We start from the raw sequence: 25,761 nt of genomic DNA, 5'->3' as shown, positions 1-25,761 counted from the left end.
TCCGGCTGGTGCATCGGATCGTCCCGGTGAACCTGTCCCCCGACGTACCAGCGTTTCAGTGCCGTCGTCGGTGCCATCGCCACCTCAGTACGAGCGCGGGCTGTCGTCCCGGGCTACGAGGAGCGTGTAGCCGAACGACATTGCACTGAGGAGGGTCGATACGTTCGGATAGCCTGCCCCGCCGTCCCGTGGTCCTGCTCGCGGACCAACCAGTACTCTGCCAGGTCCCACGCGATATTTCTTCTCACATCCTCCGACCGTGTCTTGTGGCCGTCCGACGAGATGAACTCCCGACCGCGAGTGAGTCACATCCCTCGTCGTCGCGTGACTGCCGACTCGACGCCGACTCCGGCCCGTGGCCGAACCCTGGCGCACTTTTTTCACGATGCTGGTCGAGTATCACGGATACACATGGGGACTGGTCAGGAACAGGCCGCGACGACGGCGGGTGCGAACCGGGAGGGCGAGTCGCCCGAACAGGTCACGACCGTCGAGTCTGCGTCCGGTGAGGCCTCCGTCACCGAGGAGGGTACCGAACTCGAACGGTCCATCGGTCTGAAGGGTGGACTGGCCATCGGTATCGGGACGATGATCGGCGCGGGCATCTTCGTCTTCCCGGGGCTCGCAGCCGGCCGTGCCGGGCCGGCCGCCGCCGGCTCCTTCGCGCTGGGTGCGGTCATCGCGCTCCTGGTGGCGCTCCCGGCATCGGAGCTGGCGACCGCGATGCCGAAATCAGGCGGGGGCTACTACTTCATCTCGCGTGCGCTCGGTGCCCTCGCCGGAGCTATCGTCGGCATCAGCATCTGGCTCGGGCTCGTCTTCGCCACCGCGTTCTACCTCGTCGGCTTCGGGAACTACGCGGCGGCCGTGCTGGCCGAAGCCGGAGTAGTCGTCGGAAACGTGTCGGTCGTCGTCCCGCTCGCGCTCGTGTTCGGGGTCCTGTTGACGGCCCTGAACCTGTTCGGGACCGAGAACGCGGCGGCGCTGCAGAACTACGTCGTCGGCCTGCTGTTGACCATCCTCGTCCTGTTCCTCGGCTACGGCGGTCTGGACGCAGTCGGCGTGTTCGGTGGAGCCAGTACCCCGGAGCGGTTCCTTCCGTTCGGGCCGCTCCCGGTGTTCACGACGGCCGCGCTGGTGTTCACGTCCTACCTCGGCTTCGCGCAGGTCGCGACGGTCGCGGGCGACATCAAGGACCCCGGGCGGAACCTCCCGCTCGCGATGGTCGGGTCGGTGCTCGTCGTCGGCACGCTGTACGTGGCGACCATCTTCGTCGCGACCAGCGCCTTCGGCAGCGACACGCTCTCGAGCTTCGGGGAGACCGCCATCGTGGAGGTCGCCCGTAACTTCGTCGGTGCGCCGGGTGCCATCGTCATCCTCCTCGCGGGACTGCTGGCCACGGTCTCCAGCGCGAACGCCTCCATCCTCTCCACCTCCCGGGCGGTGTTCGCGCTCAGCAAGGACGCGATACTCCCCCGCTTCGCGAGCCGGATAAACCTGCAGTACGGGACGCCCCACATCGCACTCGCGATGGGCGGCGGTCCCGTGCTCGTGCTGGTCGCCTACGGGGAGGTCGAGGTGCTCGCGGAGGTCGCCTCGTTCCTCCATCTGGTGATGTACGGGCTGATGTGCGTGGCGCTCATCGCCATGCGACGCGACGAGCCCGAGTGGTACGACCCCGAATTCCGTGTCCCGGCCTACCGACTGGTCGCGGGCCTCGGTGCGTTCGCGAGCTTCGGACTCATCCTGTTCATGAAACCCACATCACAGCTCATCGGTATCGCGATCATGGTCGCCTCGGGTGTCTGGTACGGCTACTACGCGAACGACGTCTCGCTGAAGGGGGTGGTTTGAATGTCCTGGGACGCGACCACGGACGCCATGGACGCCGAGGACGGCCAGGTACGAGAACCCCCGACGGTGCTCATCCCGGTGCGGGTGCTGGAGGGGCAGACGATACCCGAACCGCTGGTGGACTTCCTCGCGCCGGCGAAGATCGTCGTCCTGGGCTACCACGTGCTCCCGGACCAGACGCCGACGGAGCAGGGGAGTATGCAGTTCGAGGACCGCGCCCAGGAGGCTGTCGATGCGATCGCGGAGGCGTTCCGCGACGCCGGGCGGGACATCGAGACCCGGGTCGTCTTCACCCACAACCGCGACCAGACTGTCGAGCGCGTCGCAGAGGAGGTCGGTGCGACGGCGATGCTGCTTCCGAACCCGACCGGCGAGGTCGAGGACGTACTCGTCGCGGTCCGGGGGAAGATAGACGTCGCCCGTCTCGTGGACCTCGTCGCCGCACTCCTCGCCGATGACGACGGGCAGGTCACGCTCTGGGGCGTGAAAGGTGGCGGCTACGACGCCGAATCCGCGGTCCAGCGCGCCGACGCCACGCTCGAGCAGCGAGGCTTCGACCCGGCACGCATCACGGTCGAGACCAGCGACTCGGAGACCCCGATCTACGATATCGTCGCCCGGACCGCCGAGTTCGACGTGGTCGTCATGGGCGAGGGCGGGCCGCCGGTGCTCTCCGCGCTGTTCGGCGACGACGCAGAGCGCGTGGCAGAGGGTGCAGCCGCCCCGGTGCTCGTCGTCCGCGACCTGCCCGAGCCTGCTGAAGAAGCGGCGGACGACGAGCAGGTATCGGAGGACGATACTGCGACGGAGCCGACGGATTCCGGTGGGCCGGTCTCGGGAGACGACCGCCCGGACGAGTCGACGGAGTGAACGGGACGAACGTCTGCCGGGCCCACCTCGGTGGTCGGATGCAGCCGACCGGGTTCGAACCCACCCCGGTCACCCGTTCCGGTTCAGGTAGGTCCTGACGACGTGGCGCTCCGCCTTCTGCAGGTGCTCTGAGGCCGTGCTGGGGGCGCAGCCCATGGCGGCCGCCACGTCGTCCCGGCCCGCTGCCCGCGGCACCTCGTAGTAGCCGAGTTCGAGCGCGGTCACGAGCGCCTCGCGCTGTCGGGGTGGCAGTGATGGCGGGATCGGTGGCCGGCCGAGGTCGTACTCGCCGACACGTTCGAGCTTCGTCTCGACGCCCCCGGGCATCGACTCGACCGCAGCCTGAAGCGTCTCCGTCGGGCCGACGATTCGGGCCGTGATGGAACCGTCGTGATGGTACTGGATCGGGAACACCGGGATGAGCCCCTCGGTGGTTCCCACATCGAACAACTGCCACTCTACCGGGTGCGGTTCCGAGTGGACGTAGACGTAGGCCCGCTCGTCGCCGACGCGTGTCACGTCGTAGTCGAGCACGAGGTCCGTCTCCTCCAGCACGTCGACGAACCGCTCGATGTCGCCGTCGACGTAGAGCAGGACCGTCGCCCGTGGCGGGTCGAGCGACGGTGCCCAGTCGACCATCTGGGCGTCCCGGAACACCGACTCGTCGGTGAGTGCGGGGACGAGCGGGTGCAGCTCCGCTTCGGCCCCCGTAACACGGAGCGTGAGGTAGCGCATGAACGTCGGTCGTCACCTGAATACAAAAATAACCCGACCAATGTCGGCAGTTCGGGCTTGGCGACGGCGAGCAATGACAGCGTATGAATGTGTTCATCGCTGGAGCGACCGGCGTACTCGGCCGTCGGACCGTCGCGCTCTGTGCCGACCGGGGCCACGACGTGGTGGGGTTGACGCGGGATAGCGAGGGCGACCGGGTCGTCCGGGAGAACGGTGGGGCGCCACGACGTGGCGACGCCCGCGACCGCGACTCGGTCGTCGAGACCGCCGACGGTGCGGACGTGCTCGTCCACGCGGCGACGAAGATCCCGACCGACACGAACCCCGACGACGAGGAGTGGGAGCTGAACGACCGGGTGCGCCGAGAGGGTGCCGAGAACCTCGTCGCCGCGGCCGCCGAGCACGACGCCGACCGCCTGCTCCTCCAGAGCGTCGTCTGGCTGGCACGGCAGCCGGACGGGAGCCGGTTCGACGAGGAGGCCGAGCCACAGCCGGACCGCTCGACGCGGTCCGCGCTGGACGCCGAGCGAATCGTCACCGAGGGGGCCGAGACGCACGGGTTCGAGCCGGTCGTTCTCCGGGGCGGCTACTTCTATGCACCCGACACGGTGCACACGCGGAAGTTCGGTGAGGGGCTGCTCGACCGTCGCATGCCCATCATCGCCGGCGGCCTCCTGGGGCGGGACGACGCGGAACTGTCGTTCGTCCACGTCGACGACGCGGCGAGCGCCTTCGCCGCCGCGGTCGACGGCGACGCCACCGGGACGTTCCACGTCGTCGACGACCGCCCGACCACGTACGCGGACTTCCTCCAGCGCTTCGCGGACGAGCTCGACGCCCCTCGTCCGCGACGGATTCCGGGTTGGCTGGCCGGGCTGTTCGTCGACGACAACATGCGTCGACTGCTCACCGAGCCGATGCGGACCTCGAACGACAGACTGCGCGAGGCGTTCGACTGGGAGCCCCAGTATCCGACGGTGGACGAGGGGCTGTCGCAGGTGGTGTCGCGCTGGCGGGCGACCGGCGAGGTCGTGGACGCGTAGCGATGCGCAGCCGTCTCCTCCCGGGCGTGCTCGTGCTCCACCTCGCCGCCGCGACGACCCACGGGCTGACACACGGACTGGTGCCGGTGCCGTTGCCAGCCTGGCAGGACGCACTCGTCGTGGCGACGACGTTCCTGGGGCCGGTGCTCGGCGTGGTGCTCCATCGTCGCGGGTATCGGTCCGGGCTGGTGCTGTTCTCCGTCTCGATGGCGGCCGCGTTCGTGCTCGGCGTCGCGCTGCACTTCGTCGTCGACTCGCCGGACCACGTCCACGCGGTACCGGCCGGGACGTGGCAGCTGGCGTTCCAGATGACGGCGGTGGGGGTCGCTGTCACGTCGGGGGCTGGAGCCGTGGTAGGTGTTCGGGCGTCTCTCCACTCCTCGTAGACGTTCGGCCAGGGGACACCACTCGGACACGCTCATCGCGACCAGATTCGTGACCTCTCGATACTGGAGATCCGAGAGATGTACCGGCAGGCGGTCCGGCAACTCATTGACGAGGTCGCAGAGACGGAGGAGTTCTTCCGCGCAGGAATCGTCGCGATCGACATCACCGAGGCCGACCCCTTCACGGGAGACCGCACCGGCTACGAGGACGAGATCATCGGAACGAACGGGAACACCGACGAGTACGCCTATCAGTGGGCCACAGTTCAGTTGGTCGGTATCGCTGTTCCCCTCGCGCTCGATGCTCGTCCCGTGCGGAAAGGCGAATCACGCAAGGAAATCGTCGAAGACTTGCTTAACTCTGCTGAGGATCTCGTTCACGTCGATAACGTGTCGATGGACCGGGCGTTCGATAGTCAGCACGTCCTGGAGATGATCAGCCAGCGCGGGCTCTCATACGTGGTCCCAATGCGGATGCAGACGAGCGAGAAAGTCCAGGCCTCGGATACGATAATCTCCCCCGTCTCATCTGTCGTGTAGACCGGAGACACAGTAAGCCACCCATTATTCCTCGTTTAGAGTCTAATCTGTTTATAACAATCCGTAGCCGTATGTAACGAAGTCGTGTAATGGCTCTGGCTCAGATCGACCACGTCGGCGAGAACGAACAGATGGCTGAATGTATCGATAACTGTCTCGAAGCGGCCCAAGCATGCGAGTGGTGTGCTGACGAGTGTCTCGGTGACGAGGGAATGGAGGAGTGTGCCCGTCTCTGTCGAGACGTAGCCGATCTCACGACGCTACACGCACGCTTCATGGCACGGAACTCGAACTACGGTTCCCAGCTTGCCCAGGTCTGTGCCGAAGCCTGTGAGGACTGCGCCGACGAGTGCGAGCGCCACGACGCCGAACACTGCAAGGTCTGTGCCGACGTACTCCGCGACTGTGCGGAAACCTGCCGCGAGATGGCGAACGCATAATCGAACGACCGACGGAACCCCGATTTTTCACCACCAAACCGCGTGTCGCCACGGTAGATCCGCAGATAGGTGTCACCAGATGGAAATACAACATATGAGACACAATTTGAAGACTGACTTTAGCAGGTGGGTGAAATGAATCCGACCTCCCTCGTTGTTGGCGTGGTCTTGCTCCTGGTGGCTGTGGTCGACATTCTCTGGACGACGCTGTGGGTTGAAGGGAGGGCTGGTCCCCTCACCTCCTGCCTGATGTCCAGCACCTGGAAGATACTCAAGAAGGAATCGACCTCAGCAAATCGAGAGCGTCTCGGTAGAATTTGTCGAGGTGAACCCGCAGACAGTGCAGGGACATAACCGCGTAGTCGGCGAAGCTGCCACCCCCTTCGGGGGCGGCGACTTCGTCTCGCCCACCGACAGCATTTTTAGCTAACCGACCCGCCTTGCTCGTGAAGCGGGAGATTTTCGACATGGACATCGACCATCCTAAGCACGACTACCTCGCCCCCCACGGCGGTCGACGTGGAATGGCTGAGGTGCTTGTCCGGGCCTTCGGGTATACGGTCGCAGCTCGATATCTCGACAACTCAGAAGAGATGGTCCGGGAGCGGTACTTACATATCGAAGCCGGAGAACTCGGTGACGTTGCAACAGAGGCGCTTTGAGAGATTGATGGGTAATTAACGGTACTCCCAGGTTCCGAGTTTTCGGCACTACACTCTTCTCACCTCCTCTCGAACTCTATCGTATGCCTGACAACGTTCTCGTCGCCTTGGACGGCTCCCCACTTGCCGAGCGTGCACTCACGTACGCACTCGAGACCTTTCCGAACGCCACGATCACCACAATTTACGTCATCAACCCGATCGACTCGGTAATCGACGTAGAGGCCGGTGGCTTGCCAGTCGCAGAGGACTGGTACGATACCGCCCAGGAGCGGGCGACCGAGATTCACACGACTGCGACGGATCTCGCGGCGGAACACGATATTGTGCTCCATACTGTCACTGAAGTCGGGAAACCGGCGCGTGAGATTCTCGACTACGCTGCCGACAACGGCATCGACCAGATCGTTATGGGTAGCCACGGCCGGTCAGGCCTAGACCGGACGTTCCTCGGGAGTGTCGCCGAGACAGTCACTCGCCGAGCACAGATCCCGGTAACGATCATTGGATGAAATCCTCGACTCGTGTACCGAGATCAGGATCGGAGGAATGCTCGTGGGTCCACCTAAAACGTGAAATCAAACCAAACCATAGGTATCGAGAACGTGGCTGTTACTGAATCACAATCCCTCTCGACGTGTACGATCCACATTGAACGACGAGGTGGTCGTGGCGACGCGGGAGCACGGGCGCTCGAACGACATCTCAAACGTCTCTCCGGCGTCCACGATGTCGACGTCTCGTTTCGAACAGGGGACGCCCGGATCACCTACGACGAGAGCATCACCTCAGAAGAAACGATTCGAGACGCTGTCCGCGACCGACACGTGTCGATTCAGGACGAATCTGAGACAGCAACGGATGACGTAAGTACCCGCTCGGAACTCAGGCAGGAGGCCGTGTTCGTCGGTCTGACGCTCCTCGGGATGGCAGCCGGCCTTGTGACGGGGTGGCTCGAAGGACCACAGCTTCTCATGTGGGCCGGTTACGGCGTCGCATACGTCTTCGGCGGGTGGTATGGGCTCAAAGGCGCGATCGAGACGCTCCGCCACCATGCGGTCGATATCGACCTCTTGATGATCGTTGCCGCACTCGGCGCCCTCTCGATTGGCGCACCATTCGAGGGCGCGATGCTGCTGTTCCTGTTCTCACTATCGAACACTCTCCAGCACTACGCGATTGGCCGTTCGCGACGGGCGATCAAGTCACTCGTCGAGATGCGACCGGACGAGGCACAGGTCCTCCGCGACGGTGAGGAGGTCACTGTGCCCATCGACGAGGTCGCCGTGGGCGACGTGTTCGTCGTCCGTCCCGGCGACAGGATTCCGCTCGACGGCGTCGTCGCGTCTGGCGAGGGAACGGTCGATCAGGCCTCGCTCACTGGTGAATCCGTCCCGGTACCGAAGGAACCCGGTGACGAGGTGTTCGGCGGGACGATCAACGAGAGCGGCAGCCTCGAAATCGAGGTCACGCGACAGGCCCACGAGTCGGCAATCAGCCGGCTCATCCACATGGTCGAGCGCGCCCAGAGCGAGAAGGCGCCGACACAGCGGCTCATCGACCGCCTCGAACAGCCGTACGTCCTCGGCGTGTTCGCGCTCACGATCGCGGCGATCGCCATCCCGCTCGCGCTCGGAAGCGAGTTCACTAGCACGTTCTACCGCGCGATGACCCTGATGGTCGCCGCCTCGCCGTGTGCGGTCATCATCTCCACGCCGGCGGCGGTGCTGTCGGCGATCGCCTCCGGCGGCAGGCAGGGCGTCCTGTTCAAGGGCGGCGAACACGTAGAGACGGCCGCGAATATCGACGCCGTTGCGTTCGACAAGACGGGCACACTCACGCGGGGCGAGACGCAGCTGACGGACGTGTTCGTCCGGGACGGTCTTGGGGACGAGTCGCTAACTGCCGACGAGCTGCTCTCGCTCGCAGCCGCCGTGCAGGCCCGCTCGGAGCACCACCTCGCTCGTGCGACCGTCTCGGAAGCCGAAGACCGAGCCCTCGACGTCCCAGACGCACGTCGGTTTCAGTCGGAGGCTGGGAAGGGAGTGCGCGCCGATGTCGACGACGGGACCATCCACATCGGGAATCGGAGTTACGTCGAGACGGTCCTCGAAGACGCCGTGATCTCGGGAATCGAACCCGGCCTCGACAGGCTTCAGACTCTGGAGGCGGAGGGAAAGACGAGCGTCCTCGTTGCACGCGAGAGCGGCGACGATGTCACAGTACTGGGATGGCTTGCGTTCACCGACACGGTTCGCCCTGGGGCTGCAGAGATGATCGAGGACCTCAGATCGCTCGGCGTAGAGCACATCGTCATGTTGACCGGCGACAACGAACGCGTCGCACAGCAGATCGCCGACGAAGTAGGTATCGACGAGGTACAGGCGGAACTATTGCCGGAAGAGAAGGTGGCGACCATCGAAGACCTGGTTGGGCGATACGAAAACGTGGCGATGGTGGGTGACGGGGTGAACGACGCACCGGCACTGGCGACGGCAACGCTCGGCATCGCGATGGGTGGCGCCGGGACTGACATTGCCCTCGAGACAGCCGACGTCGTGTTGATGGGCGACGACATCGGGAAGATTCCCTACGTGCTCGGACTCGGCCGCCGGACGCGCCGAACGCTGACAGTTAATCTCGCAATCGCGTTCGGTGCAATCGCGGTGATGGTTGGCGCGATTCTGTTACGCGGTATCCCCTTACCGTTGGCCGTGGTCGGCCACGAGGGTTCGACGGTCCTCGTTTCCCTGAATGGCCTTCGATTACTCGGCTTTCGAGACTAGGATGTCGAACCCAGTCACGCAGTCTCGACGGTGAACAACGAGTCGTCGTCAAGGACGACCTGCACGCGATGGTGCCAGGCCTCCGCGAAAGCCGCCCGCTGCTCCTCGCTCGCAGACCCATCCAGGATTCCCTGAAGATTCCCGATTGCGGACCCGCCGTCGGGAACGTCGCCGACGTGGTAGGTCACTTCGACGGTCTCGTCCGTGTCGGTTCGCCGGAATCGAAAGGTCGGCTCCGGCGTGTCCGGGTCGAACGCGTCGAAGACGAGGAGGTCGCGGCGGCCGCCGTAGCCCCCGGCGAGCCCGCTGAATCCGTCGTCGTCGGTCGCACCAGTCACGTACGAGATGATGCGGCTCATCAGATACGACACGACACGAAACCACCGGTCACTGAAGGCTGCGAATTGACCACTGTGAGTTCTTCCAGCTCAACGAGGTGTTTGGACATCGGTCGAGATACAGGGCGCGTCTACAGCACAACTAGTCGAGCGCCTCCGCCTGGATCAGGCAGTACCGAGCGGGAGGTCAGGCTGCTATGGTGAAATCCTCAAAAAGAAACAATTCCAGCCAGTCAACCAACGGGGGTGGAACCCCCCCTGGAGTTGCGGTTACTAGGCATAGCTGTACATAGCCGGAGAATCCTTGAAGAGTGTACTGCAAGACCGGCTGCTCCGTATATCGCGCTGAAGGGTGTGTGGACTGTTCTTTGCCACCCGCTTAGAAGGGGAACCGATCACGCGCCGATTGAATTGCGAGGCGAGTCAGGAGTCTCGCAGGGCCACGCTTTGGGAGGTCCCGTACTGTCTCGATGCTGGTCGGCGGTTCGCTACCACCAACGTGTAACTCCCAGCCCGTCTCGTCCTCGAAGCGCTCGACAGACTGATTTACCCGCTGTCGCACGTCGTCCGAATTCATCGTCTCGGGCACGCCATTCCGAAGGACGATGTCGCCGTCAACGATTACTGTCTCTACATCGGCAGGTGCTGCGTTGTTCACGACCTGTGCAGGAATATTGGTCCGTGGCGTGAACTTCGGCTTGTCGACGTCGAGGAGGATAATATCCGCGCGCTTCCCCGCTTCGATACTGCCGATCTCGTCACCCACCCCCAGCGCGCGTGCACCCTCGATAGTGAGCATTCGTATCAGTTCCATCGAGTCGAACTGCCCGGCTGAACGCTTGAGATTTGCCGCCAGCCGAGCTTGCCGCGCTTCTCCGAACATGCTGTATGAGTCGTGCCAGTAGTGGTCGTCAATCCCTACTCCGACGTCGACGCCTGCGGCTCGAAGCTCGGGAACAGGTGTCCATTGTGTCTCCCCATCCGGATTCCAGTAACAGAAGACGGACGGGCAGTGCGCAACGGCTGCGTCCGCCTCGGCGGTTCGCTGGATGTCCTCTTCGTCGGCGAGGCGAAAGTGAGCAGCGACCAGTCGGTCGTCCAGGAGTCCAACGTCGTCGAGCAGTCCCACCGAGTCCTCGCCGCCGTTCGCTCGTGCCATCGTGTTACTCTCCTCGAGTTCGAGCAAGTGCGTGTGGACGAGCAGGTCCGGATACTCTGCGGCGAGGGACGCGGTCCGTTCCCACAACTGCCGGGTACACGACCAGTCGTCGTGCGGGCAGATCGTCGCCCTGATTCGGCCGTCGTACGTGTCGTGGTACGTTTCGACGAACTCGCGAGCACGGGAGAACTGCTGATCGACTGGTTGGTCCCAGAAGAGGTCCGAGATCGCCGGGCCGAAAAATCCGCGGAGCCCTGCTTCCCCGAACGCCTCTGCACCTGCGGCAGGCCGTGCGTCCATCGAGTTCACGGTCGTGACACCGCCCAGGAGGAAATTGAGCGCTGCGAGCTCGACGCCCGCCTCGACGAGGTACTCGAATTCGCCGTTCCCTAGTCTGTTGAACAAGGCCGTCCCGCTCCCAAGCATCTCCGTCAAATCGAGTTCGCTAAACGCACCGATGAGCGGTGTCATCTCCAAGTGCGTGTGGGCGTTCACCAACCCAGGCATCAACAGTTTCCCGTTCCCGTCGATAACGGTGGACGCTTCTAATTCTCCGTCTCCTGCACGTGACGGTCGGACTTCTTCGATACAGCCATCGGTGATGAATACTGTGCCACGCTCGTACAGCCGGTTCCGCTCGTCGGCTGTGAGAACGAGTGCATCGTGGATTGCCAGATCGGCAGTCATCGTGAATTAGGAATGGATGCCCCAGGTACTGTACTAGACAAACGAGCAGGCCGGCGAACACTGTTCCTCCAGGTGGTATCCTCCTCATTTGGGATATCATCGGTCTCTACTGGTCCCATTAGCCTCTGATACGTCGGCGTGATTTAATCCGATTTTCCTTATGAAACTAAAGTCGGATTCCACGGCTCCTGTGGTGATTTACGAGGCCCTTCCCCGTTCTGATAGATTATTTTTGGCCATGGGTTACGATTCCATTGTATCAGCACCTTCATAGTCAGTATATTCTAAGCAAAACCGCAATAGATGATTCCTACAAAGATACACCTATGCAGGCGACGATAATCGACGGAGTTCTTGAATCCCTCCGAATCGGTGTCGGGTTTCTCTGGACGGCGGCGTGGGCGATTATCATGGGCCTCACGATCACGAGCCTCGTCCAAGTCTACGTCTCGAAGGAACGGATGGCACAGGTGCTGGGTGAGGGCGATCTAACTGGACTTACCAAGGCGACCGTGTTCGGAGCAGCGAGTAGTGGCTGTAGTTTTGGGGCCGTCGCCATCGGGAAGGGTCTATTCAAGAAGGGGGCGCACACGGTGAACTTCCTCGCGTTCATGTTCGCGTCGACGAACCTCATCGTCGAGCTCGGATTGATGATCCTGATCCTGCTCGGGTGGGAATTCCTCCTCGCAGAGTTGCTCGGCGGCCTCATCCTCATCGCCGTCATGGCGGTCATCGTTCACCTGACGCTCCCCGAGAACCTGTTTAACGAAGTCCGAGAAACGCTCAACGAACGTGATCACGCATCGGGCGTCACGGAAGATCCCACCTGCGGGATGGAGGGAAAAGACGAGTACACGCTCACGACCGACGGCGGTGAGACGCTCAAATTCTGCTCGGAGGGCTGTATGGAGACCTACCGCCAGGAGACGTCGAGTAGCGGCGGGTGGCGTGACGAGTTGCTGTCGTGGGGTGGCTGGTACAAGGTCGGGAATCAGTACCGCAAGGAGTGGTCGATGATCTGGAAGGACATCGTTGCCGGCTTCCTTATTTCTGGATTCGTCATCGTCTTCGTCCCGCAGTGGGTGTGGAACACGCTGTTCATTCAGGGCGACGGCCTGCTGGTGACTGCCGAGAACGCCGTCATGGGCGTCATCATCGCCGTGCTCAGTTTCGTCGGCAGTATGGGGAACGTCCCGTTCGCCGTCGCGCTGTGGGGCGGTGGCGTCAGCTTCGCCGGGATCATCTCGTTCGTCTACGCTGACCTCATCACGATCCCCGTGTTGAACGTCTACCGGAAGTACTACGGCTGGAAGATCATGCTGTACATCCTCGGTGTCTTCTTCGTGACGATGGCGTTCACCGGCTTCCTCATGGAGCTGCTGTTCGACGCCCTCGGCATCGTCCCGGACCTCGCGGGTGGCGAGACGGCAACCGAGCAGACGTACTTCGAGCTCAACTACACGTTCTACCTCAATATTATCGCCTTTGCACTCTCCGGGTTCCTTCTGTATGTCTACCGGCGGGGACTCGGCGCACCAGGTCAGTATCGAGATCCGGTGTGCGGGATGCGAACCGACGATGAGGGCCCGAGTGCGTCCCACGATGGGACGACGTACTATTTTTGCTCGAAGACCTGTAAGCGCACGTTCGAAGAAGAACCAACGGAATTTGCTGATCAAAGCCCGCAGATAGCAAGTCACGATCACGACCACTGAAAAATGTCCCGTGGGTCATCCGCTGTGAAAGACTTCCCCATCGCAGTTGCGATCCGCAATTGCCACACCCGTCGCGCCCAAATTGACTGTATGAGCAGTCAGTCCTCGAAACTAGGGGACGTCATATGAATCGCCGTCGAGCAGATACCGTCGTTCCAGACTCGAGTGGGTGACTTTGATCCTGTACATCTCTGGGCAGACAGCTCCAATTCTGATTGGCTGGTGACGTCCGTTGAGGACACGAGCAGTAACTGGCTCCCCAAACGGTCACTGGTAGCGGTCGAGTGCGTCGGAAACCTCGGTGACAACCTCCGGTCGGTGGTATATCGAGTCAAGCTCGACCGTGAGTGGGCCGTCGTAGCCGGTGTCGTCCAGTGCGTCCAAGATTCGAGTGAGATCAAGGTCGCCGACGTGCGGCGGAAGGTGGTGGGCAACGCCATCGCGGTCCTCCGACCCGACTTCGGCCGTCTCCGCTAACTCATACCGGTCGTGGATTCGGCGTGCTTCGCTCGAGTCGAGTGCGACTGTACTGTGCAGATGAACGTTCCGGACATCGTGCATCGCTTCCAGCAGTGCCACAGGCTCGGTCGAGTGACCAACATCCAGGGTGAACGCGAACGCGTCGTCGATCCCCAGACTTTCACCAGTTGAAACAAGGGCTTCGACGTCGCTAGGGGTGACGAGGAGGTACTGGTGGGGGCCACGAGGGGCGACATTCTCCAAGGCGACGGTGGCAGTAATCCGTGAACCGTCGTAGACGTCCGCGTCGAGGTGGTCGCGGCTACCGTCTGGTTCGGCTTTCGAGACTGCGTCCGCGAGCCGTTCGAGGAACTGGCGTCTGGCAGCGTCGACGTCTACATCGTCGCCCCTCCAGAAACGTGGCGCGTGATGGGTGGATACAGCAGGCTCTAAGCGGTGCTCCGGGGTTTTATCGATGACAGACGCCAGATGGAGGTGTCGCAGTTTGGTGAACAGCGAGTTCACGCCACCGTCGTCGTCTTCTAGCAATCGCTGGAGGTGCGGCCCGTGGACTGTCCCTATGTCAAGATTGTAAGCGTCGAGCGTCCGCTTGACAGGAACGATATGATGAGCGTATGGCTGTGGACAGAACAGTTCGACATCCGCGTCAACGGCGGCAATCGCATCTAAGTACGGGTCCTTCGGAGGGTCGCCCGTCGAATTCCAGTCTACAGAGCTATGCGGGACCGAAAACTGAAGAGAACGACCCATACACCCCTCACGTATCACTACATCAATAAATTCTGGGGCGAACGTACACCGTCTGCCGATGTTTCTTCCACCGCAAGAATCATCGCTCTCGCTGTCGCGGTATTCCTACATCATCCTGTGGAGCGAGCATCCCATCCAGCAAGCTCGAACACGCCGTCTCGCCAATCAGCCATCCGCCAGCAACTCAAGCGTCTTCGGGTCGGGTTCGCCATCGAAGAACTGCTCTAGTGCGTCTCTGAACAGTGCTGGGTCATCTGCAACGACTTCGAACAGTGTCATCGAGGAGCGGAACTTCAGGTCATCCGGTCTGCCAAAAATCTCGTTCGCCGATCGATCGTTGGTCTCGTTCACGAGCCCGGTACATTCGCGCAATCTCGGCGCAAGTATGGGATGTTCTAGATAGGCTTTGGCTTCGCTTCGTGACGAAATCGCGTACCGCTGAGCCATCTCACTCTTGCCGAGTCCTTCCATCTGGGGGAAGATGTACCACATCCAGTGACTACGCTTGCGTCCCGTTCGGAGTTCTTGTTTAACCTCGTCGATGACGGGGTCTTGGGCGTCGACGAACCGTTGCAGGTCGTAAGGGTCGTTCGTCCGTGTCATCTTCCAACCTAGTTTCCCAGTTCCTCGGGTGGATGTTGAATCTTGTCCGCCTGGAGGATCTGATGAGGAGTACAATCAGAGTTATATTGATGTGTCAGAAGACACTCTCGCAGCTTGCTGGAGTAGCGCGTAATGCGGCTCAACCGCATCTCGTCGGTTCGAAATTCGTTTGAATGCTTCTTCGAGCTCTAAATTTGAGTGTATTGCAAGTGCAGTTGCTGCGACTGCTGGACTGCGAGATGCACCAGCGGAACAGTGGACGTAGTCACTCATTGTTCGATGGCCGTCGAGCTGAGTAAGCCGATAAGTAGCTATGCTTATGTATCGTTCCGGGATGTTCGCAAAATCTCGGTACCCACGAGACCATAGAGGAATCCGAAGAGTCCGAGGTAGAATCCTGCGTGGATAAACGACGGATGGCCAGTTTGGTAAGGAGCAATCACCGTGAATCCTCCGTATAGTACGAGCAGGATTGCAAACAGTTCGGAGAGGAGGGCTTTCTGGACGGACATCGTTATCGGATCCCCGTTTTGACTGCAAAACTTCACCGATTCACGTATCGACCAACCATCTGATCTAATCGGTAGCGATCAAAAACGCCGTGCGAGATACAGGGGTTGCATTCAGCAGTCGTTTGAACGACGGAACAGCTCCGGGTGAAGAACGCCGTCTCAGTCAAGCAGACCGTACTCACGTTCCTCGTGCTGGACCGAGATCCACTTTTCCTCAAGGAGTTCGTCCCGCACCCATTCGCCGTTGTAGCGGCCAAGGCCAGACTGTTTGAGTCCACCAAACGGTGCATTGGGCTCGCCGTGGTCGGGAATCTCACCGGTTTCCTCCCACACTTCGGGGAGTGGTAGTTGGCGACGTTCCAGAGTTTGCTGGCACTCCACCCGTGCCGGTCAAGCGATTCTTCTGCCTGACTGTGGTTGAGGATTTTCGTACGGAGGGTACGGTGGACTTCCAGCATTCTGAAACGATGTATAATCTATTACGCTATCTTCGATTGTAAATTTTAGTGTTTCGTGGCAGTGGAATACCCGGCGGTGCTATTGACGATGGATTGTGGAATGGGTTGTCGGATTCATCCCGCGCCTAAAGGCACGGGTATTCTCCTCGCACTGTATAACAGAACTCGACAAGATTATTTCCGTACAAGTATGAGTTCCATCCGCTCAATTCGCCCCCTGTGTTCAGAATCGTTTGAGCCTGCTACTAGAATACACTCAGAAACGACGCGAAATACAAAGAATGGATATCGCACAGTGACTCTGTTTACTCCACCAGTATTTGACCGAGCCATCCGCAAGAACTAGACTGCAAACCGTTCCAGATCAACTGAGAGTTTCGTGAGGTCACTACGGCCGCATATAGGCGTATCCTTCCGTCTCCAATCGCGTCACTTCCACAGCACCCTCTGGGACGGTCTTAACGCCCTCAACGAGGTCGGATTCGTCGAGACCCATCATCTCGAGTGTGTTGCTACAGGCCTTGAATGAGACACCGTCGTCCAAGAGGGCCCGAACTTGCTCCTCGCTCTCTTGGCCAGTTTTAATCGCCTTCATTCCATCCGCCTGAACGACAACCGCAACGTCATCTATACTGCCAGTCTCGTCGTCCAGGAGGTTTTTGGCGATAGCCAGTGCTGTTTTCTGCTCGTTCTCGTCTCCTGACACGAGATGGATAACGGTTTGCATACACGTCCATTACGTGGAGCACGGTCTAATGCTTAATGCAAACAAATGACAGGGTGCTGAAGAAGGAAACGGGTCACTCGGGTGGTTTTTGACAGTTGCGGTTCCGTTGACACGCTTTTTCGTCCGGAACCCGACTGCGAGGTACAGATAGAACGCCGTCACTCCATCCGTCGATCCCCTCTGAATCTCTGAGACGGATACCCACCGTGGCGGACTGCGGAGGCCCTTCCCCTGCACTGTACCGATGTAGAGTGCGTTGTTGATGAGGTCATCGTAGCTGAACGCTTGCGGATAGTTGACGAGGTGAAATCCGTGCGCGGCGCTTAGTCCCTCGTCACGTACCCACTCGCGAACCGCTCCTCGCACCTCGCATGGAGCGTCAGGTGCGACCAGTCGTGTAGTTTCCCAGCCATGTACGCGTTACCAGTCGGGGGAACGAACAGGGACAGGCGCCCTGGGTACCCTCCCAAGCGAAAGAAGCTAGCCCCTGAACACCCAATTATGAGGCAGGATGACTGATTACGACCTCATCGTGCTCGGTGGTGGAACCGGAAATCAGGTCGCCGCGGCGGCGGCCGACGAGGGGTTGGATACGGCGCTCGTCGAGCGAGGGCATCTCGGCGGCACCTGTCTGAACCGCGGCTGTAACCCCACGAAGAAACTCATTCACCGCGCAGACGTCGCCGAGACCATCCGTCACGCCGACGATTTCGGAATCGAGGCATCCGTCGATGGCGTCGCGTTCGCCGAAATCGTCGACAACGTGATAGAAACCGTCACTAAGCGGCCGAGGAGAAGGCCCGTCGCGCGCGCAACCGAAGCAACCTTACGTTCTATCAGACCGAGGGACGCTTCGTCGGCCCACACGCGGTCGAGGTCAACGGCAGCGACGGCCAGGGTGGCGACCGGCTCACTGCCGAGAAGATCGTACTGGCGGGCGGTAGCCGACCGATGATTCCGGATTCCATCGACGGAATCGACGAAACGCCCTACCTTACGAGCGACGAAGCGCTTCGACTCGATGCGCTCCCCGACCGACTCGTCGTGGTCGGCGGCGGCTACATCGCCGTCGAGTTGAGTCACTTCTTTTCCCAGGTAGGCAGCGACGTGGTAATCGTCGGCCGCGGTGACGCACTCGCCGCCCGAGAGGACGCGGCGATAGCCGAGCGACTTACCGAGGCCTACCGGGAGAAACACGAGTTGCACCTCGGGTTCGAAGCGACGGCAATCGCAGATGAGGACGGCGAGCGCGTGGTTACCGCCGAATCGGAAGCTGGCGAGGAGATACATGTTCGCGGTGACCGACTCCTGATCGCAACTGGCCGGAAACCGAACAGCGATGTCTGGAACGTCTCGGCAGCCGACATCGAGACCGACGGACAGGGGTTCGTCGAAACCGACGAGTACCTCCGGACGTCGGTCGACGGCGTCTACGCAATGGGCGATATCGCGGGCAACTATATGTTCAAACACTCCGGTGACAAAGAGGCCGAGTACGTCGTGGAGAACGCCGTTCGCGGGAACGAGCGACCTGTCGAGTACCCAGGGATGGCTCACGCCATCTTCGGGTCGCCCCAGGTCGCCAGCCTCGGGCAAAACGAGGGTGACCTCGACGAGGGGATCGACTACGAGGTGGGGACCTGCGCCTACGACGACACGGCGCTCGGGTCGGCACTGCGTAACGAGAGCGGATTCGCGAAGGCCATCGTGGGGAGCGAGGGCGAGGTCCTCGGCTGTCACATCATCGGCCCGGAGGCGTCGACGATGATTCACGAGGTGAGCACGGCCGTCGCAGCGGGTGCCGATGCAGAGCTGATAGCGGAGACGATCCACGTCCACCCCGCCATCTCGGAGGTCGTCCAGGGTGCCTTCCGCGACGTGTGCAACGTGGCTCCCTCCGGTCTCTGATCGAGCGTCGGGACCGCGCGCCGTCACGGCTCGTGAGACCATCCCACAGCTCTCCCCGCGCGAAGGGCTCCGACCACAACGTGGGCTCGTTTACTCTATTCCGTCGCTCCTGGGGCCGCCGATCCCCGCTACCCTCTTCACCATGCCAGCCGATATCTAGCGTATGAACGTACTCGTTGCCGGTTCGCACGGACAGGTCGGCCAACACGCGACCCGCATCCTCGCCGAGAGCGACCACGATGTTCGGGGGATGGTTCGCGCGGAGTCGCAAGCGTCGGACATCGAGGACCTCGGTGCCGAACCCGTCGTCGCGGATCTGACCGGGGACGTCTCGCACGCCGTCGAGGGAATCGACGCGATCATTTTCGCCGCGGGTTCGGGCGGCGAGGACGTGTGGGGCGTCGACCGCGACGGCGCGAACAATCTCGTCGACGAGGCCGAATCCGAAGGCATCAAACGGTTCGTGATGCTCAGCTCGATTAACGCCGATCGGCCCGAGAGTGGTCCGGAAGAGCTGCGAGAGTACCTCCAGGCAAAGGCCGAGGCCGACGAGTACCTACGGGAGAGCGACCTGACGTACACGATCGTCCGACCCGGACCGCTGACGGACGAGGACGGAACCGGACGAATCAGAACGGGCGTCCATCTCGACGGCGACGACGTCGATATCCCGCGTGAGGACGTCTCCCGGACGCTGGTCTCGGCGCTCGAGGCCGAGAGCACGTTCGGCGAGACGTTCGAACTCGCGGCCGGCGACGAGCCGATCGAGGAGGCGTTACAGGAGCCGCTGGACGACTGACTGCATGGTTCGGCGAAAGGACGCGAACGTCTACCGGCCTTCCGGCGCGTAGCGCACCACGACATCAGCGGTTCGGGGCTGTCGGTCCAGTCCTGCAGCTATCGACTGAAGGGTCGTGATCAATTCCTCGTCCGAATATCTTCGTAGCTTGCCAACGGGCGTCGCCGAAAACCCAGCCTCCTCGAGCGCGGTGTTCCAGGAGCCGAAGACGTGGTCGTACGTTCGCGGTGCAGCCATCTCCGACTCATGTGCGACATCGACCGCTTTCGGCTTTCGACCGAGTGCGTCCGCCAGTTCGCACAGATCGTCCAAGAGCCGATCTTCAGTCCACTTCTGGACTGGTTTCACTGGCGTCGCATATCCTGCTGACTCGAGTGCAGCCTCCCAGTAGCTCGGTGGGTTCTGGGGTGTGAATCCGACCGCCCACAGCGCGCTGTACCAGGAGCCAAACGCGTCCTGGAACGGAGGCAGATTCGGGCAGTCCTCCCGCTCGAGGATGTCTGCCAGCTCCGGTGGTCTCCCCAGTTCCTGCTCGAGTCTCTGTAGGCTGTCCCGTAATCGCTCTGCTTCAGGCACTTTCTGGTCGCCTCTTGTTTATCTGGTGGGATAGGGCGCTGTATCCCCGCGCTGACGCGTGAGGTTTTAGCGCCCTATCCCACCAGATAACATTCGAAAGGTTCGGTAGAGCCGTATCACTGACTGTGTTGGGCAAACGCACAAATGGGCATCGCGGCAGCGTCTTTGACTTTGATGGAGGCCGAGATATTTTATTGGCAGCCGTCGTAGAGTCGGTATGGGAAACGATAAACAAGAATCCGAGACCGAAGCGGAATCGACAGATGGTGAGACGGAACGTGAAGGTGAGCGGGTGATGAGTCGGGCAGACGGTGCGGGAATACTCCGTGAAGTCGCTGATGGTGTCGAGAACGGGACGATCGACATCGAAGGAGAAAACGGCTTCACGGTGGCGGTTCCAGAGCGCTTCGAACTGGAAGTCGAGTACGAGGTAACCGACGACGAGGCCGAGTTCGAAGTCGAACTCGAATGGCAGATAGAAGACGGCGAACCGGTATCGGCGAACGAATAATTAGGGAGACAGCCCATCTTGCGGCCATTCGTTGGAAACCCCATCCGATCATTCAGCCACACGGGTGTCTGCCAGACTGGATAACCCCTCCCAGAGAGCACCAGACCCGGTCAACAGAGTCCAACCCAGTCACGGGAACCTACAGTCCTACATATCAAGTCCCCGGAGAAATTCAAAGAATCGTCCGAGAGGAGTCGACAGGTTCGAATCCACTGAGCGTTCGATACAGAGGACCTACTTACCGGCTGAATAGTCCCGTCACCACCGTTTCGAGTCTTTCATCAGGGATCGACGGTGCGGAGGTGGTGGCGGAGCCGGGTATCTTTCTGCCTCGTGCCCCTGGGTACATCTCACGCATCACCCTGTGAGCCTCGACCCACTCTCACTCCTCGATAGACTCCCGCGTCACAGCCTCCACACTCGCGTGTGGACCCACCTCGACGGTCGCCCGCTCCCCGCCAACCTCGAACACCACCGAGAACCGGGGTGGCTCCTCGCTGTGGATCTCCGCCCGGAACCCGTCGAGGTCGGCCCAGACCTGCGATGGGTGGCGTGCCGATGCGTCGAAGCCGTGCTCGGCGAGGAACCCCTCCACGACGGGGTGGAAGGTGGCCATCGTACCGCCGGAGACGTGGGCGACGCTTCCGCAGCGCCCGCACTCGAATTCGGCCATCGACGGCTTCGGGTCCTCGCCGGGGCCGCCGCCGGGGAGCCACAGGAGGTCGCGCTCGACGCGCCCCGAGCAGAGCTGGCAGAACCCGTCGAACAGACTCCCGAACGTCTGGTGGTACCAGCGGGCGAACGCGGTCGGTAGCTCCGCCCGGTCGTACTGGTCGATGTTGCCCGGCGGGAACGAGAACTCGGCCCCGCCGTCGCAGTCCACGCAGCGGAACTCCGCACGCTCGTCGGCGTAGCGGACGACCATCTCGCCGTCACAGAGCAGGCAGTTCCAGCCCGGCCTGATGGGGTCGATGGTCGCGTTCGTCGTGTACGTGCCGGCGTACATCGCGCCGACGACCTCCCGGCCAGCGTGGGTCAGCTCGTAGCCGCTGTCGTCGCCGTCGTCGGTCTTCCGGACGAACACGCCGCACAGCCTGTCGAGGTGGTAGTTGAAGTTCCCGCTGTCGGCGATGTCGACGCGGTCGAACAGCGCCGAGAACGAGAGCCGGTCGTCCGGTCGCATCCCGAGCGCCCGGAGGATGTCGACGCGGACCTCGTTCCCGAGCAGCCCGAACACGTCGTCCGGCGGCCGTTCGTCGACCCCTTCGGTGGTGTCGTCCGGCTGCTCACCGTCCATATGCCGTCGTTCACGCCCACCGGCAACTGATTTGTGGTCGGGTGCCGCGCTGTTTCGACCCCGCCGAGTCTCTGGATGGGACGGCCCCCTGAGGACAGGCGTGTCTGGGTTCTTACAGTACCGCGGTACAGATTACGCTTATTCCGTTCCCAGCTCTGAAACTGTGACACGCCAGACCGTTCGCACATCGACGATACGCGCTCCCCCACACCACGACATGTCGACATCGACCCCCGTTCGCTACCTGTTGCACCGGTTCGCCCGCCGCCGCAGTCGCCAGTTCGTCGGCGGCACTCTGCTGATACTGCTCGCGCTCGCCTTCCAGCGCGTCCCCGCGCTCGTCATCGGCGTCGCACTGGACTCGCTGCTGCTCGAGAGCCAGGCGTTCGCCCTGCCACTCGTCCCCGCCGGACTGGCTCCGGACGAGACGGGCGCACAGGCCGCGCTCGTGGTGGCACTCCTCGCCGTCGCCGTCGTCGGGGAGAGCCTCTGCCGCTGGTACGGCACCCTCGTCTACGAGCGCGCCACCCTCGAAACGCTCCACGAGATCCGGACCACCTCGTTCGACACGGCGATCGGTCTTCCACTGTCGGCCCACTGGACCGGGGACCGGGACCGTCTGAGCGTCCTCAACGACGACGTGGACAACCTCGCGGACCTGTTCGACGGCGGTCGCGCAGCTGTCGTCTACGGCGGTGAACTCCTCACCGCGTTCGCCTTCATGCTGCTCCTGAACTGGAACCTCGCACTCGTCGTGGCCGTGCTCCCGGTGGTCGTCGCCGTCACGGCGCGGTACTACGCCGGGCTGCTCGAGCCGCGGTACGACGCCGTGCGCTCGAACGTCGGCCGGCTCAACAACCGTCTCCGTGACGCTGTCGAGGGCATCCGGAGCGTGAAGTCGCTGGTCCGAGAACGGCACGAGACCAGTCGGCTCGGTGCGGCCTCGGCGGCCTACAAGCGCGCTGCCTGGTCGGCTCTCAAGCTCCGGGCCATCTACAACCGCGTCTCCTGGCTGCTCGCGGTCGCCGGCGTCTGGTTCCTCTTCGGCGTGGGGAGCTACTGGCTCCTCACCGGCACCCCGGCCGTCTTCACGCAGTCGCTCACCGCGGGGACCCTGCTCACGTTCATCATGTACACGTTCTCGCTGATGGACCCGACGCGGAAGCTCGCGGTCGAGGTGCTGGACAGGATAGAGAACGGTCGGGCGTCCGGTCGTCGGGTCGTCCCGCTGCTGCGCCACGACGCCGCCGAGAGCCCCGACGAGCAGGCACCACCGCTGTCCGTCACCGACGGCGGTGTCGACTACGATGGGGTGTCGTTCACCTACGACGACGCCGCTGGCGAGCCGACGCTGCAGGACGTCTCCCTGCGGGCCGACCCCGGTGACTTCGTCGGTATCGTCGGCCACAGCGGCGCTGGCAAGTCCACGCTCGTGAAGCTCCTGCTCCGGTTCTTCGACCCGGACACCGGCGAGATCCGCATCGACGGCCGGCCAATCGACGAACACGCCGTCGAGAGCCTCCGGGAGCACGTGGGCTACGTCGGGCAGGACCCGTTCCTGTTCCCCGGGACGGTCCACGAGAACGTCGCCTACGCGGCCCCGGACGCCCCACGCGAGGCCGTCGTCGACGCAGCGAAGCAGGCTCGCGCACACGAGTTCGTCACCGAGCTGGCCGACGGCTACGACACCGAGGTCGGCGAGCGCGGCACCACGCTCTCCGGTGGGCAGCGACAGCGTCTCGCCATCGCCCGGGCCCTCCTGACGGAGCCGGACCTGCTGGTGTTCGACGAGGCGACGAGTCACGTCGACACCGAGACCGAGGCCGAGATACAGCGGACACTGCGCTCCGTCGCCCAGGACAGGACCGTCTTCGCCGTCGCCCACCGACTCTCGACGGTCCGGCAGGCCGACCGCATCGTCGTCCTCGAGGACGGCCGGATCACCGAGCGCGGCACGCACGACGAACTCGTCGACCGGGACGGTACGTACGCCTCGCTCTGGGCGGTCCAGACCGGAGCCGTCGCGACCGGGATGGATGGGTCGGCCGACGCCCCCGAAACGGAGGTCCAGGGATGACGGATGCGTTCTCGGAGCGGGCCGACGACCACCCGCTCGTCTCGCTCGTCGACCGCTACGGACGGGCGGACCTTCCGCTGCTGCTGGTCGCGATGGCGTCGACGTTCGTCTCCATCTTCCTGAGCCTCGCCGACGTCTACCTCATCGGACTGGGCATCGACGCGCTGTTCAACGACCAGCCCTTCGCTCTGCCGCTGCTGCCGCAGTCCGTGGTCCCGACCGAGACCATCGACCTGCTCGTCTTCGTCACGGCACTCATCGTCGCGACCAGTCTGGTGTCGCACTCGCTCTCGTTCGTCGGGGAGTACTGCTTCGGCCTGTACACCCAGCGGTTCCTGCACGAGGTCCGGACAGGAGCCTTCTCGACGGTCGTCGGCTTCGACCTGGCCTTCTTCGACGAGCACCGCACGGGCAACGTCATCAGCGCGCTGAACGACGACGTGAACCAGCTGGACACGTTCTTCAACAAGCTCGTCGAGGCGAGCATCTGGGCGCTCACCACCATCGTGAGTGCGTTCGTCTACATGGGCCTGCTGAACGTCCAGCTCGCGCTGTTCGTCCTGCTATCCGCGCCGGTGCTGGCCGCGATGAACCTCTGGTTCTCCCGGCGGGTGGAGCCGATCCAGGACGACATCCGGACCGAGCGTGGCGGACTGAACGCGCTGCTGGAGACGGCGCTCGGCGGGCTCGACGTCATCAAGGCGAACACCGCCGAGGCCGCCGAGAGCCGGCGGACCGCCGACGCCTCGCGCGAGTACACCGACGCCCGGCTCGCGAACCGTCGGCTCTCCATCCGACAGGCACCGCTCAACCGCCTCGTCGTCGGTGTCTGGCTCGTCCTCGTCGTCGCCATCGGGGTCCAGTGGACCACGGTCGGACCACCGCTGGTCTTCTCCGGGACGCTCACCGCCGGGGAGCTCGTCCCGTTCCTCTTCTACCTGGAGCGGATGACGCCGCCGCTGAAGAACCTCGGCGGCCTCATCAACGGCTACAAGGGCGCGAAGGCGGCCGCGAAACGGATCGGGGGACTCACCGCTCGCGAGGTGGGGACCGGTCGTCGGGAGGAGGCCGCCGTCGACCTCGACGCACCCGGCGTGACCGTCGACGACGTCTCCTTTACCTACCCCGGGACAGACCGGCCGGTCCTCGATGGCATCGACCTCGCCGTCGCATCCGGCTCGACAGTTGGTATCGTCGGGGCGACGGGCGCTGGCAAGTCGACGCTCCTCGACTTGCTGCTCAAGTTCCACGACCCCGGAACGGGTCACATCGAGGTTCAGGGACGGGCTCTCACCGACATCGAACCGGAGTCCTACCGCGAACAGGTCGGCTACGTCGACCAGGACTCGTTCCTGTTCGACGGCACCGTCCGGGAGAACGTCGCGGCCGGCGCACCGGACGGTGAGGTGGACGACGCGCGGGTCCGCGAGGCCGCCCGCGTCGCGGGTGCTCACGAGTTCGTCACCGAACTGGCCGACGGCTACGACACCGAACTCGGCGTGCAGGGCACCTCGCTGTCGGGCGGCCAGCGCCAGCGACTCGCCATCGCCCGCGCCGTCGTCGGCGACCCGGAGCTGCTGGTGTTCGACGAGGCGACGAGCCACGTCGACACCGAGACCGAGCGCATCGTCCAGGAGCACCTCGCCGAGATCACCGCCGACCGCACGACGTTCGTCGTCGCCCACCGTCTCTCGACGGTCCGGCACGCCGACCAGATCGTCGTGCTCGACGACGGCCGGATCGTCGAATCGGGCACGCACGACGAGCTGGTCGAGGCGGGAGGGAGCTACGCGCGCCTCTGGAACGTGCAGGTCGGTGCGGTCGCGGCATCCGGTGACTGAGTACGGC

The 25,761-nt window shown here is 62.8% G+C and carries 22 protein-coding genes and 6 pseudogenes; 16 read left to right on the top strand and 12 right to left on the bottom strand.

From position 1 onward, the window contains the following. Nucleotides 1–411: 411 nt before the first annotated feature. Both NO345_RS15855 and NO345_RS15850 read left to right on the top strand, forming a co-directional pair. Nucleotides 412–1,854: an APC family permease gene (locus tag NO345_RS15855; protein ID WP_256300811.1), complete on the top strand. Its 1,443-nt coding sequence runs from the start codon at nucleotides 412–414 to the stop codon at nucleotides 1,852–1,854. Next, the gene (locus NO345_RS15850; RefSeq protein WP_256300809.1) at nucleotides 1,855–2,724 is read left to right on the top strand and encodes a universal stress protein; all 870 of its coding nucleotides are present in this window, start codon (nucleotides 1,855–1,857) and stop codon (nucleotides 2,722–2,724) included. It begins immediately after the preceding gene. 69 nt (nucleotides 2,725–2,793) lie between these two features. Here NO345_RS15850 and NO345_RS15845 read toward each other — a convergent pair whose 3' ends face one another. Beyond that, nucleotides 2,794–3,459: a helix-turn-helix domain-containing protein gene (locus NO345_RS15845; protein ID WP_256300807.1), complete on the bottom strand. Its 666-nt coding sequence runs from the start codon at nucleotides 3,457–3,459 to the stop codon at nucleotides 2,794–2,796. 83 nt (nucleotides 3,460–3,542) lie between these two features. Here NO345_RS15845 and NO345_RS15840 point away from each other — a divergent pair, with 83 nt between their 5' ends. The 4 genes and pseudogenes from NO345_RS15840 to NO345_RS15825 all read left to right on the top strand — a co-directional run bounded on the left by NO345_RS15840 (nucleotide 3,543) and on the right by NO345_RS15825 (nucleotide 5,868). Beyond that, complete coding sequence (locus tag NO345_RS15840) at nucleotides 3,543–4,502, top strand: NAD-dependent epimerase/dehydratase family protein (protein WP_256300805.1); 960 nt, start codon at nucleotides 3,543–3,545, stop codon at nucleotides 4,500–4,502. A gap of 2 nt (nucleotides 4,503–4,504) precedes the next feature. Continuing rightward, entirely contained in the window at nucleotides 4,505–4,888 is a 384-nt protein-coding gene (locus tag NO345_RS15835; protein WP_256300803.1) for a hypothetical protein, read from the top strand. 15 nt (nucleotides 4,889–4,903) lie between these two features. Then, nucleotides 4,904–5,389, top strand: a pseudogene (locus NO345_RS15830) (transposase); the annotation flags it as partial. 128 nt (nucleotides 5,390–5,517) lie between these two features. Then, nucleotides 5,518–5,868 (top strand): four-helix bundle copper-binding protein, encoded by a 351-nt coding sequence (locus tag NO345_RS15825; RefSeq protein ID WP_256300802.1) that lies wholly within the window; start codon nucleotides 5,518–5,520, stop codon nucleotides 5,866–5,868. Nucleotides 5,869–6,145: 277 nt separating this feature from the next. Here NO345_RS15825 and NO345_RS15820 read toward each other — a convergent pair. Continuing rightward, a pseudogene (locus NO345_RS15820) lies at nucleotides 6,146–6,337 on the bottom strand (IS5/IS1182 family transposase); the annotation flags it as partial. Between NO345_RS15820 and NO345_RS15815 the strand changes: the two are divergent. From NO345_RS15815 to NO345_RS15805, 3 genes and pseudogenes are all read left to right on the top strand, one after another. Further along, nucleotides 6,333–6,530: pseudogene (locus NO345_RS15815) on the top strand (site-specific integrase); the annotation flags it as partial. The pseudogenes NO345_RS15820 and NO345_RS15815 overlap by 5 nt on opposite strands. Before the next feature lie 83 nt (nucleotides 6,531–6,613). Then, on the top strand, nucleotides 6,614–7,042 hold the full coding sequence (locus NO345_RS15810; protein WP_256300800.1) for a universal stress protein: 429 nt from the start codon (nucleotides 6,614–6,616) through the stop codon (nucleotides 7,040–7,042). Nucleotides 7,043–7,135: 93 nt separating this feature from the next. Beyond that, a complete protein-coding gene (locus NO345_RS15805) occupies nucleotides 7,136–9,316 on the top strand; it encodes a heavy metal translocating P-type ATPase (RefSeq protein WP_256300798.1) in 2,181 nt (726 codons plus the stop codon). Between the two features lie 14 nt (nucleotides 9,317–9,330). Here NO345_RS15805 and NO345_RS15800 read toward each other — a convergent pair. Further along, nucleotides 9,331–9,678 (bottom strand): annotated as a pseudogene (locus tag NO345_RS15800) (hypothetical protein); the annotation flags it as partial. Nucleotides 9,679–10,033: 355 nt separating this feature from the next. Continuing rightward, nucleotides 10,034–11,500 carry an amidohydrolase family protein gene (locus NO345_RS15795; RefSeq protein WP_256300795.1) on the bottom strand — a complete coding sequence of 489 codons (1,467 nt, stop codon included), beginning with the start codon at nucleotides 11,498–11,500 and terminating at the stop codon, nucleotides 10,034–10,036. Between the two features lie 326 nt (nucleotides 11,501–11,826). Between NO345_RS15795 and NO345_RS15790 the strand changes: the two genes are divergently transcribed. After that, nucleotides 11,827–13,215 carry a permease gene (locus tag NO345_RS15790; RefSeq protein ID WP_256300793.1) on the top strand — a complete coding sequence of 463 codons (1,389 nt, stop codon included), beginning with the start codon at nucleotides 11,827–11,829 and terminating at the stop codon, nucleotides 13,213–13,215. Nucleotides 13,216–13,482: 267 nt separating this feature from the next. Here NO345_RS15790 and NO345_RS15785 read toward each other — a convergent pair whose 3' ends face one another. The 6 genes and pseudogenes from NO345_RS15785 to NO345_RS15765 form a co-directional block, all read right to left on the bottom strand. Further along, nucleotides 13,483–14,445 carry a sugar phosphate isomerase/epimerase family protein gene (locus tag NO345_RS15785; protein ID WP_256300791.1) on the bottom strand — a complete coding sequence of 321 codons (963 nt, stop codon included), beginning with the start codon at nucleotides 14,443–14,445 and terminating at the stop codon, nucleotides 13,483–13,485. 165 nt (nucleotides 14,446–14,610) lie between these two features. Next, the gene (locus NO345_RS15780; RefSeq protein ID WP_256300789.1) at nucleotides 14,611–15,048 is read right to left on the bottom strand and encodes a DUF1810 domain-containing protein; all 438 of its coding nucleotides are present in this window, start codon (nucleotides 15,046–15,048) and stop codon (nucleotides 14,611–14,613) included. A gap of 317 nt (nucleotides 15,049–15,365) precedes the next feature. Then, entirely contained in the window at nucleotides 15,366–15,560 is a 195-nt protein-coding gene (locus tag NO345_RS15775; protein ID WP_256300788.1) for a hypothetical protein, read from the bottom strand. A gap of 159 nt (nucleotides 15,561–15,719) precedes the next feature. Continuing rightward, nucleotides 15,720–15,869: pseudogene (locus tag NO345_RS19870) on the bottom strand (aldehyde dehydrogenase family protein); the annotation flags it as partial. Continuing rightward, a pseudogene (locus tag NO345_RS20045) lies at nucleotides 15,854–16,018 on the bottom strand (RNA-guided endonuclease InsQ/TnpB family protein); the annotation flags it as partial. The pseudogenes NO345_RS20045 and NO345_RS19870, both read right to left, overlap by 16 nt. A 388-nt stretch (nucleotides 16,019–16,406) precedes the next feature. Beyond that, the gene (locus NO345_RS15765; RefSeq protein ID WP_256300786.1) at nucleotides 16,407–16,745 is read right to left on the bottom strand and encodes a DsrE family protein; all 339 of its coding nucleotides are present in this window, start codon (nucleotides 16,743–16,745) and stop codon (nucleotides 16,407–16,409) included. A 511-nt stretch (nucleotides 16,746–17,256) separates the two neighbouring features. On the opposite strand from NO345_RS15765, the gene NO345_RS19865 reads away from it, so the two are divergent. The 3 genes from NO345_RS19865 (at nucleotide 17,257) to NO345_RS15755 (ending at nucleotide 19,452) form a co-directional block, all read left to right on the top strand. Further along, entirely contained in the window at nucleotides 17,257–17,700 is a 444-nt protein-coding gene (locus NO345_RS19865; RefSeq protein ID WP_368407887.1) for an FAD-dependent oxidoreductase, read from the top strand. Further along, a complete protein-coding gene (locus NO345_RS15760) occupies nucleotides 17,670–18,653 on the top strand; it encodes a dihydrolipoyl dehydrogenase family protein (RefSeq protein ID WP_368407888.1) in 984 nt (327 codons plus the stop codon). Before NO345_RS19865 ends, NO345_RS15760 begins: the two co-directional genes overlap by 31 nt. Nucleotides 18,654–18,816: 163 nt before the next feature. Further along, entirely contained in the window at nucleotides 18,817–19,452 is a 636-nt protein-coding gene (locus tag NO345_RS15755; protein WP_256300784.1) for an SDR family oxidoreductase, read from the top strand. A gap of 30 nt (nucleotides 19,453–19,482) precedes the next feature. Here NO345_RS15755 and NO345_RS15750 read toward each other — a convergent pair whose 3' ends face one another. Continuing rightward, nucleotides 19,483–20,028 (bottom strand): homing endonuclease associated repeat-containing protein, encoded by a 546-nt coding sequence (locus NO345_RS15750; RefSeq protein ID WP_256300782.1) that lies wholly within the window; start codon nucleotides 20,026–20,028, stop codon nucleotides 19,483–19,485. A gap of 217 nt (nucleotides 20,029–20,245) precedes the next feature. On the opposite strand from NO345_RS15750, the gene NO345_RS15745 reads away from it, so the two are divergent. After that, nucleotides 20,246–20,539 carry an amphi-Trp domain-containing protein gene (locus NO345_RS15745; RefSeq protein ID WP_256300780.1) on the top strand — a complete coding sequence of 98 codons (294 nt, stop codon included), beginning with the start codon at nucleotides 20,246–20,248 and terminating at the stop codon, nucleotides 20,537–20,539. Nucleotides 20,540–20,921: 382 nt separating this feature from the next. Here NO345_RS15745 and NO345_RS15740 read toward each other — a convergent pair whose 3' ends face one another. Continuing rightward, on the bottom strand, nucleotides 20,922–21,836 hold the full coding sequence (locus tag NO345_RS15740) for a winged helix-turn-helix domain-containing protein (protein WP_256300778.1): 915 nt from the start codon (nucleotides 21,834–21,836) through the stop codon (nucleotides 20,922–20,924). Between the two features lie 217 nt (nucleotides 21,837–22,053). Here NO345_RS15740 and NO345_RS15735 point away from each other — a divergent pair, with 217 nt between their 5' ends. Together NO345_RS15735 and NO345_RS15730 are read left to right on the top strand one after the other, a co-directional pair. After that, nucleotides 22,054–23,913: an ABC transporter ATP-binding protein gene (locus tag NO345_RS15735; protein ID WP_256300776.1), complete on the top strand. Its 1,860-nt coding sequence runs from the start codon at nucleotides 22,054–22,056 to the stop codon at nucleotides 23,911–23,913. Beyond that, nucleotides 23,910–25,754 (top strand): ABC transporter ATP-binding protein, encoded by a 1,845-nt coding sequence (locus NO345_RS15730; protein WP_256300774.1) that lies wholly within the window; start codon nucleotides 23,910–23,912, stop codon nucleotides 25,752–25,754. Before NO345_RS15735 ends, NO345_RS15730 begins: the two co-directional genes overlap by 4 nt. Nucleotides 25,755–25,761: the final 7 nt, after the last annotated feature.

It is taken from the genome of Haloarchaeobius salinus (assembly GCF_024464185.1).
Classification (GTDB): domain Archaea; phylum Halobacteriota; class Halobacteria; order Halobacteriales; family Natrialbaceae; genus Haloarchaeobius; species Haloarchaeobius salinus.
The sequence above is the reverse complement of the archived record's forward strand: the minus strand, read 5'-3'. Positions and strand labels throughout refer to the sequence as shown.

What these genes read in the sequence shown, in the direction of transcription:
- NO345_RS15745 (WP_256300780.1), top strand. Translation starts at nt 20,246, where the DNA reads ATGGGAAACGATAAACAAGAATCCGAGACCGAAGCGGAATCGACAGAT.
- NO345_RS15855 (WP_256300811.1), top strand. Translation starts at nt 412, where the DNA reads ATGGGGACTGGTCAGGAACAGGCCGCGACGACGGCGGGTGCGAACCGG.
- NO345_RS15795 (WP_256300795.1), bottom strand. Translation starts at nt 11,500, where the DNA reads ATGACTGCCGATCTGGCAATCCACGATGCACTCGTTCTCACAGCCGAC.
- NO345_RS15825 (WP_256300802.1), top strand. Translation starts at nt 5,518, where the DNA reads ATGGCTCTGGCTCAGATCGACCACGTCGGCGAGAACGAACAGATGGCT.
- NO345_RS15790 (WP_256300793.1), top strand. Translation starts at nt 11,827, where the DNA reads ATGCAGGCGACGATAATCGACGGAGTTCTTGAATCCCTCCGAATCGGT.
- NO345_RS15780 (WP_256300789.1), bottom strand. Translation starts at nt 15,048, where the DNA reads ATGACACGGACGAACGACCCTTACGACCTGCAACGGTTCGTCGACGCC.
- NO345_RS15845 (WP_256300807.1), bottom strand. Translation starts at nt 3,459, where the DNA reads ATGCGCTACCTCACGCTCCGTGTTACGGGGGCCGAAGCGGAGCTGCAC.
- NO345_RS19865 (WP_368407887.1), top strand. Translation starts at nt 17,257, where the DNA reads ATGACTGATTACGACCTCATCGTGCTCGGTGGTGGAACCGGAAATCAG.
- NO345_RS15765 (WP_256300786.1), bottom strand. Translation starts at nt 16,745, where the DNA reads ATGCAAACCGTTATCCATCTCGTGTCAGGAGACGAGAACGAGCAGAAA.
- NO345_RS15840 (WP_256300805.1), top strand. Translation starts at nt 3,543, where the DNA reads ATGAATGTGTTCATCGCTGGAGCGACCGGCGTACTCGGCCGTCGGACC.
- NO345_RS15775 (WP_256300788.1), bottom strand. Translation starts at nt 15,560, where the DNA reads ATGTCCGTCCAGAAAGCCCTCCTCTCCGAACTGTTTGCAATCCTGCTC.
- NO345_RS15835 (WP_256300803.1), top strand. Translation starts at nt 4,505, where the DNA reads ATGCGCAGCCGTCTCCTCCCGGGCGTGCTCGTGCTCCACCTCGCCGCC.
- NO345_RS15730 (WP_256300774.1), top strand. Translation starts at nt 23,910, where the DNA reads ATGACGGATGCGTTCTCGGAGCGGGCCGACGACCACCCGCTCGTCTCG.
- NO345_RS15740 (WP_256300778.1), bottom strand. Translation starts at nt 21,836, where the DNA reads ATGGACGGTGAGCAGCCGGACGACACCACCGAAGGGGTCGACGAACGG.
- NO345_RS15755 (WP_256300784.1), top strand. Translation starts at nt 18,817, where the DNA reads ATGAACGTACTCGTTGCCGGTTCGCACGGACAGGTCGGCCAACACGCG.
- NO345_RS15810 (WP_256300800.1), top strand. Translation starts at nt 6,614, where the DNA reads ATGCCTGACAACGTTCTCGTCGCCTTGGACGGCTCCCCACTTGCCGAG.
- NO345_RS15735 (WP_256300776.1), top strand. Translation starts at nt 22,054, where the DNA reads ATGTCGACATCGACCCCCGTTCGCTACCTGTTGCACCGGTTCGCCCGC.
- NO345_RS15785 (WP_256300791.1), bottom strand. Translation starts at nt 14,445, where the DNA reads ATGGGTCGTTCTCTTCAGTTTTCGGTCCCGCATAGCTCTGTAGACTGG.
- NO345_RS15850 (WP_256300809.1), top strand. Translation starts at nt 1,855, where the DNA reads ATGTCCTGGGACGCGACCACGGACGCCATGGACGCCGAGGACGGCCAG.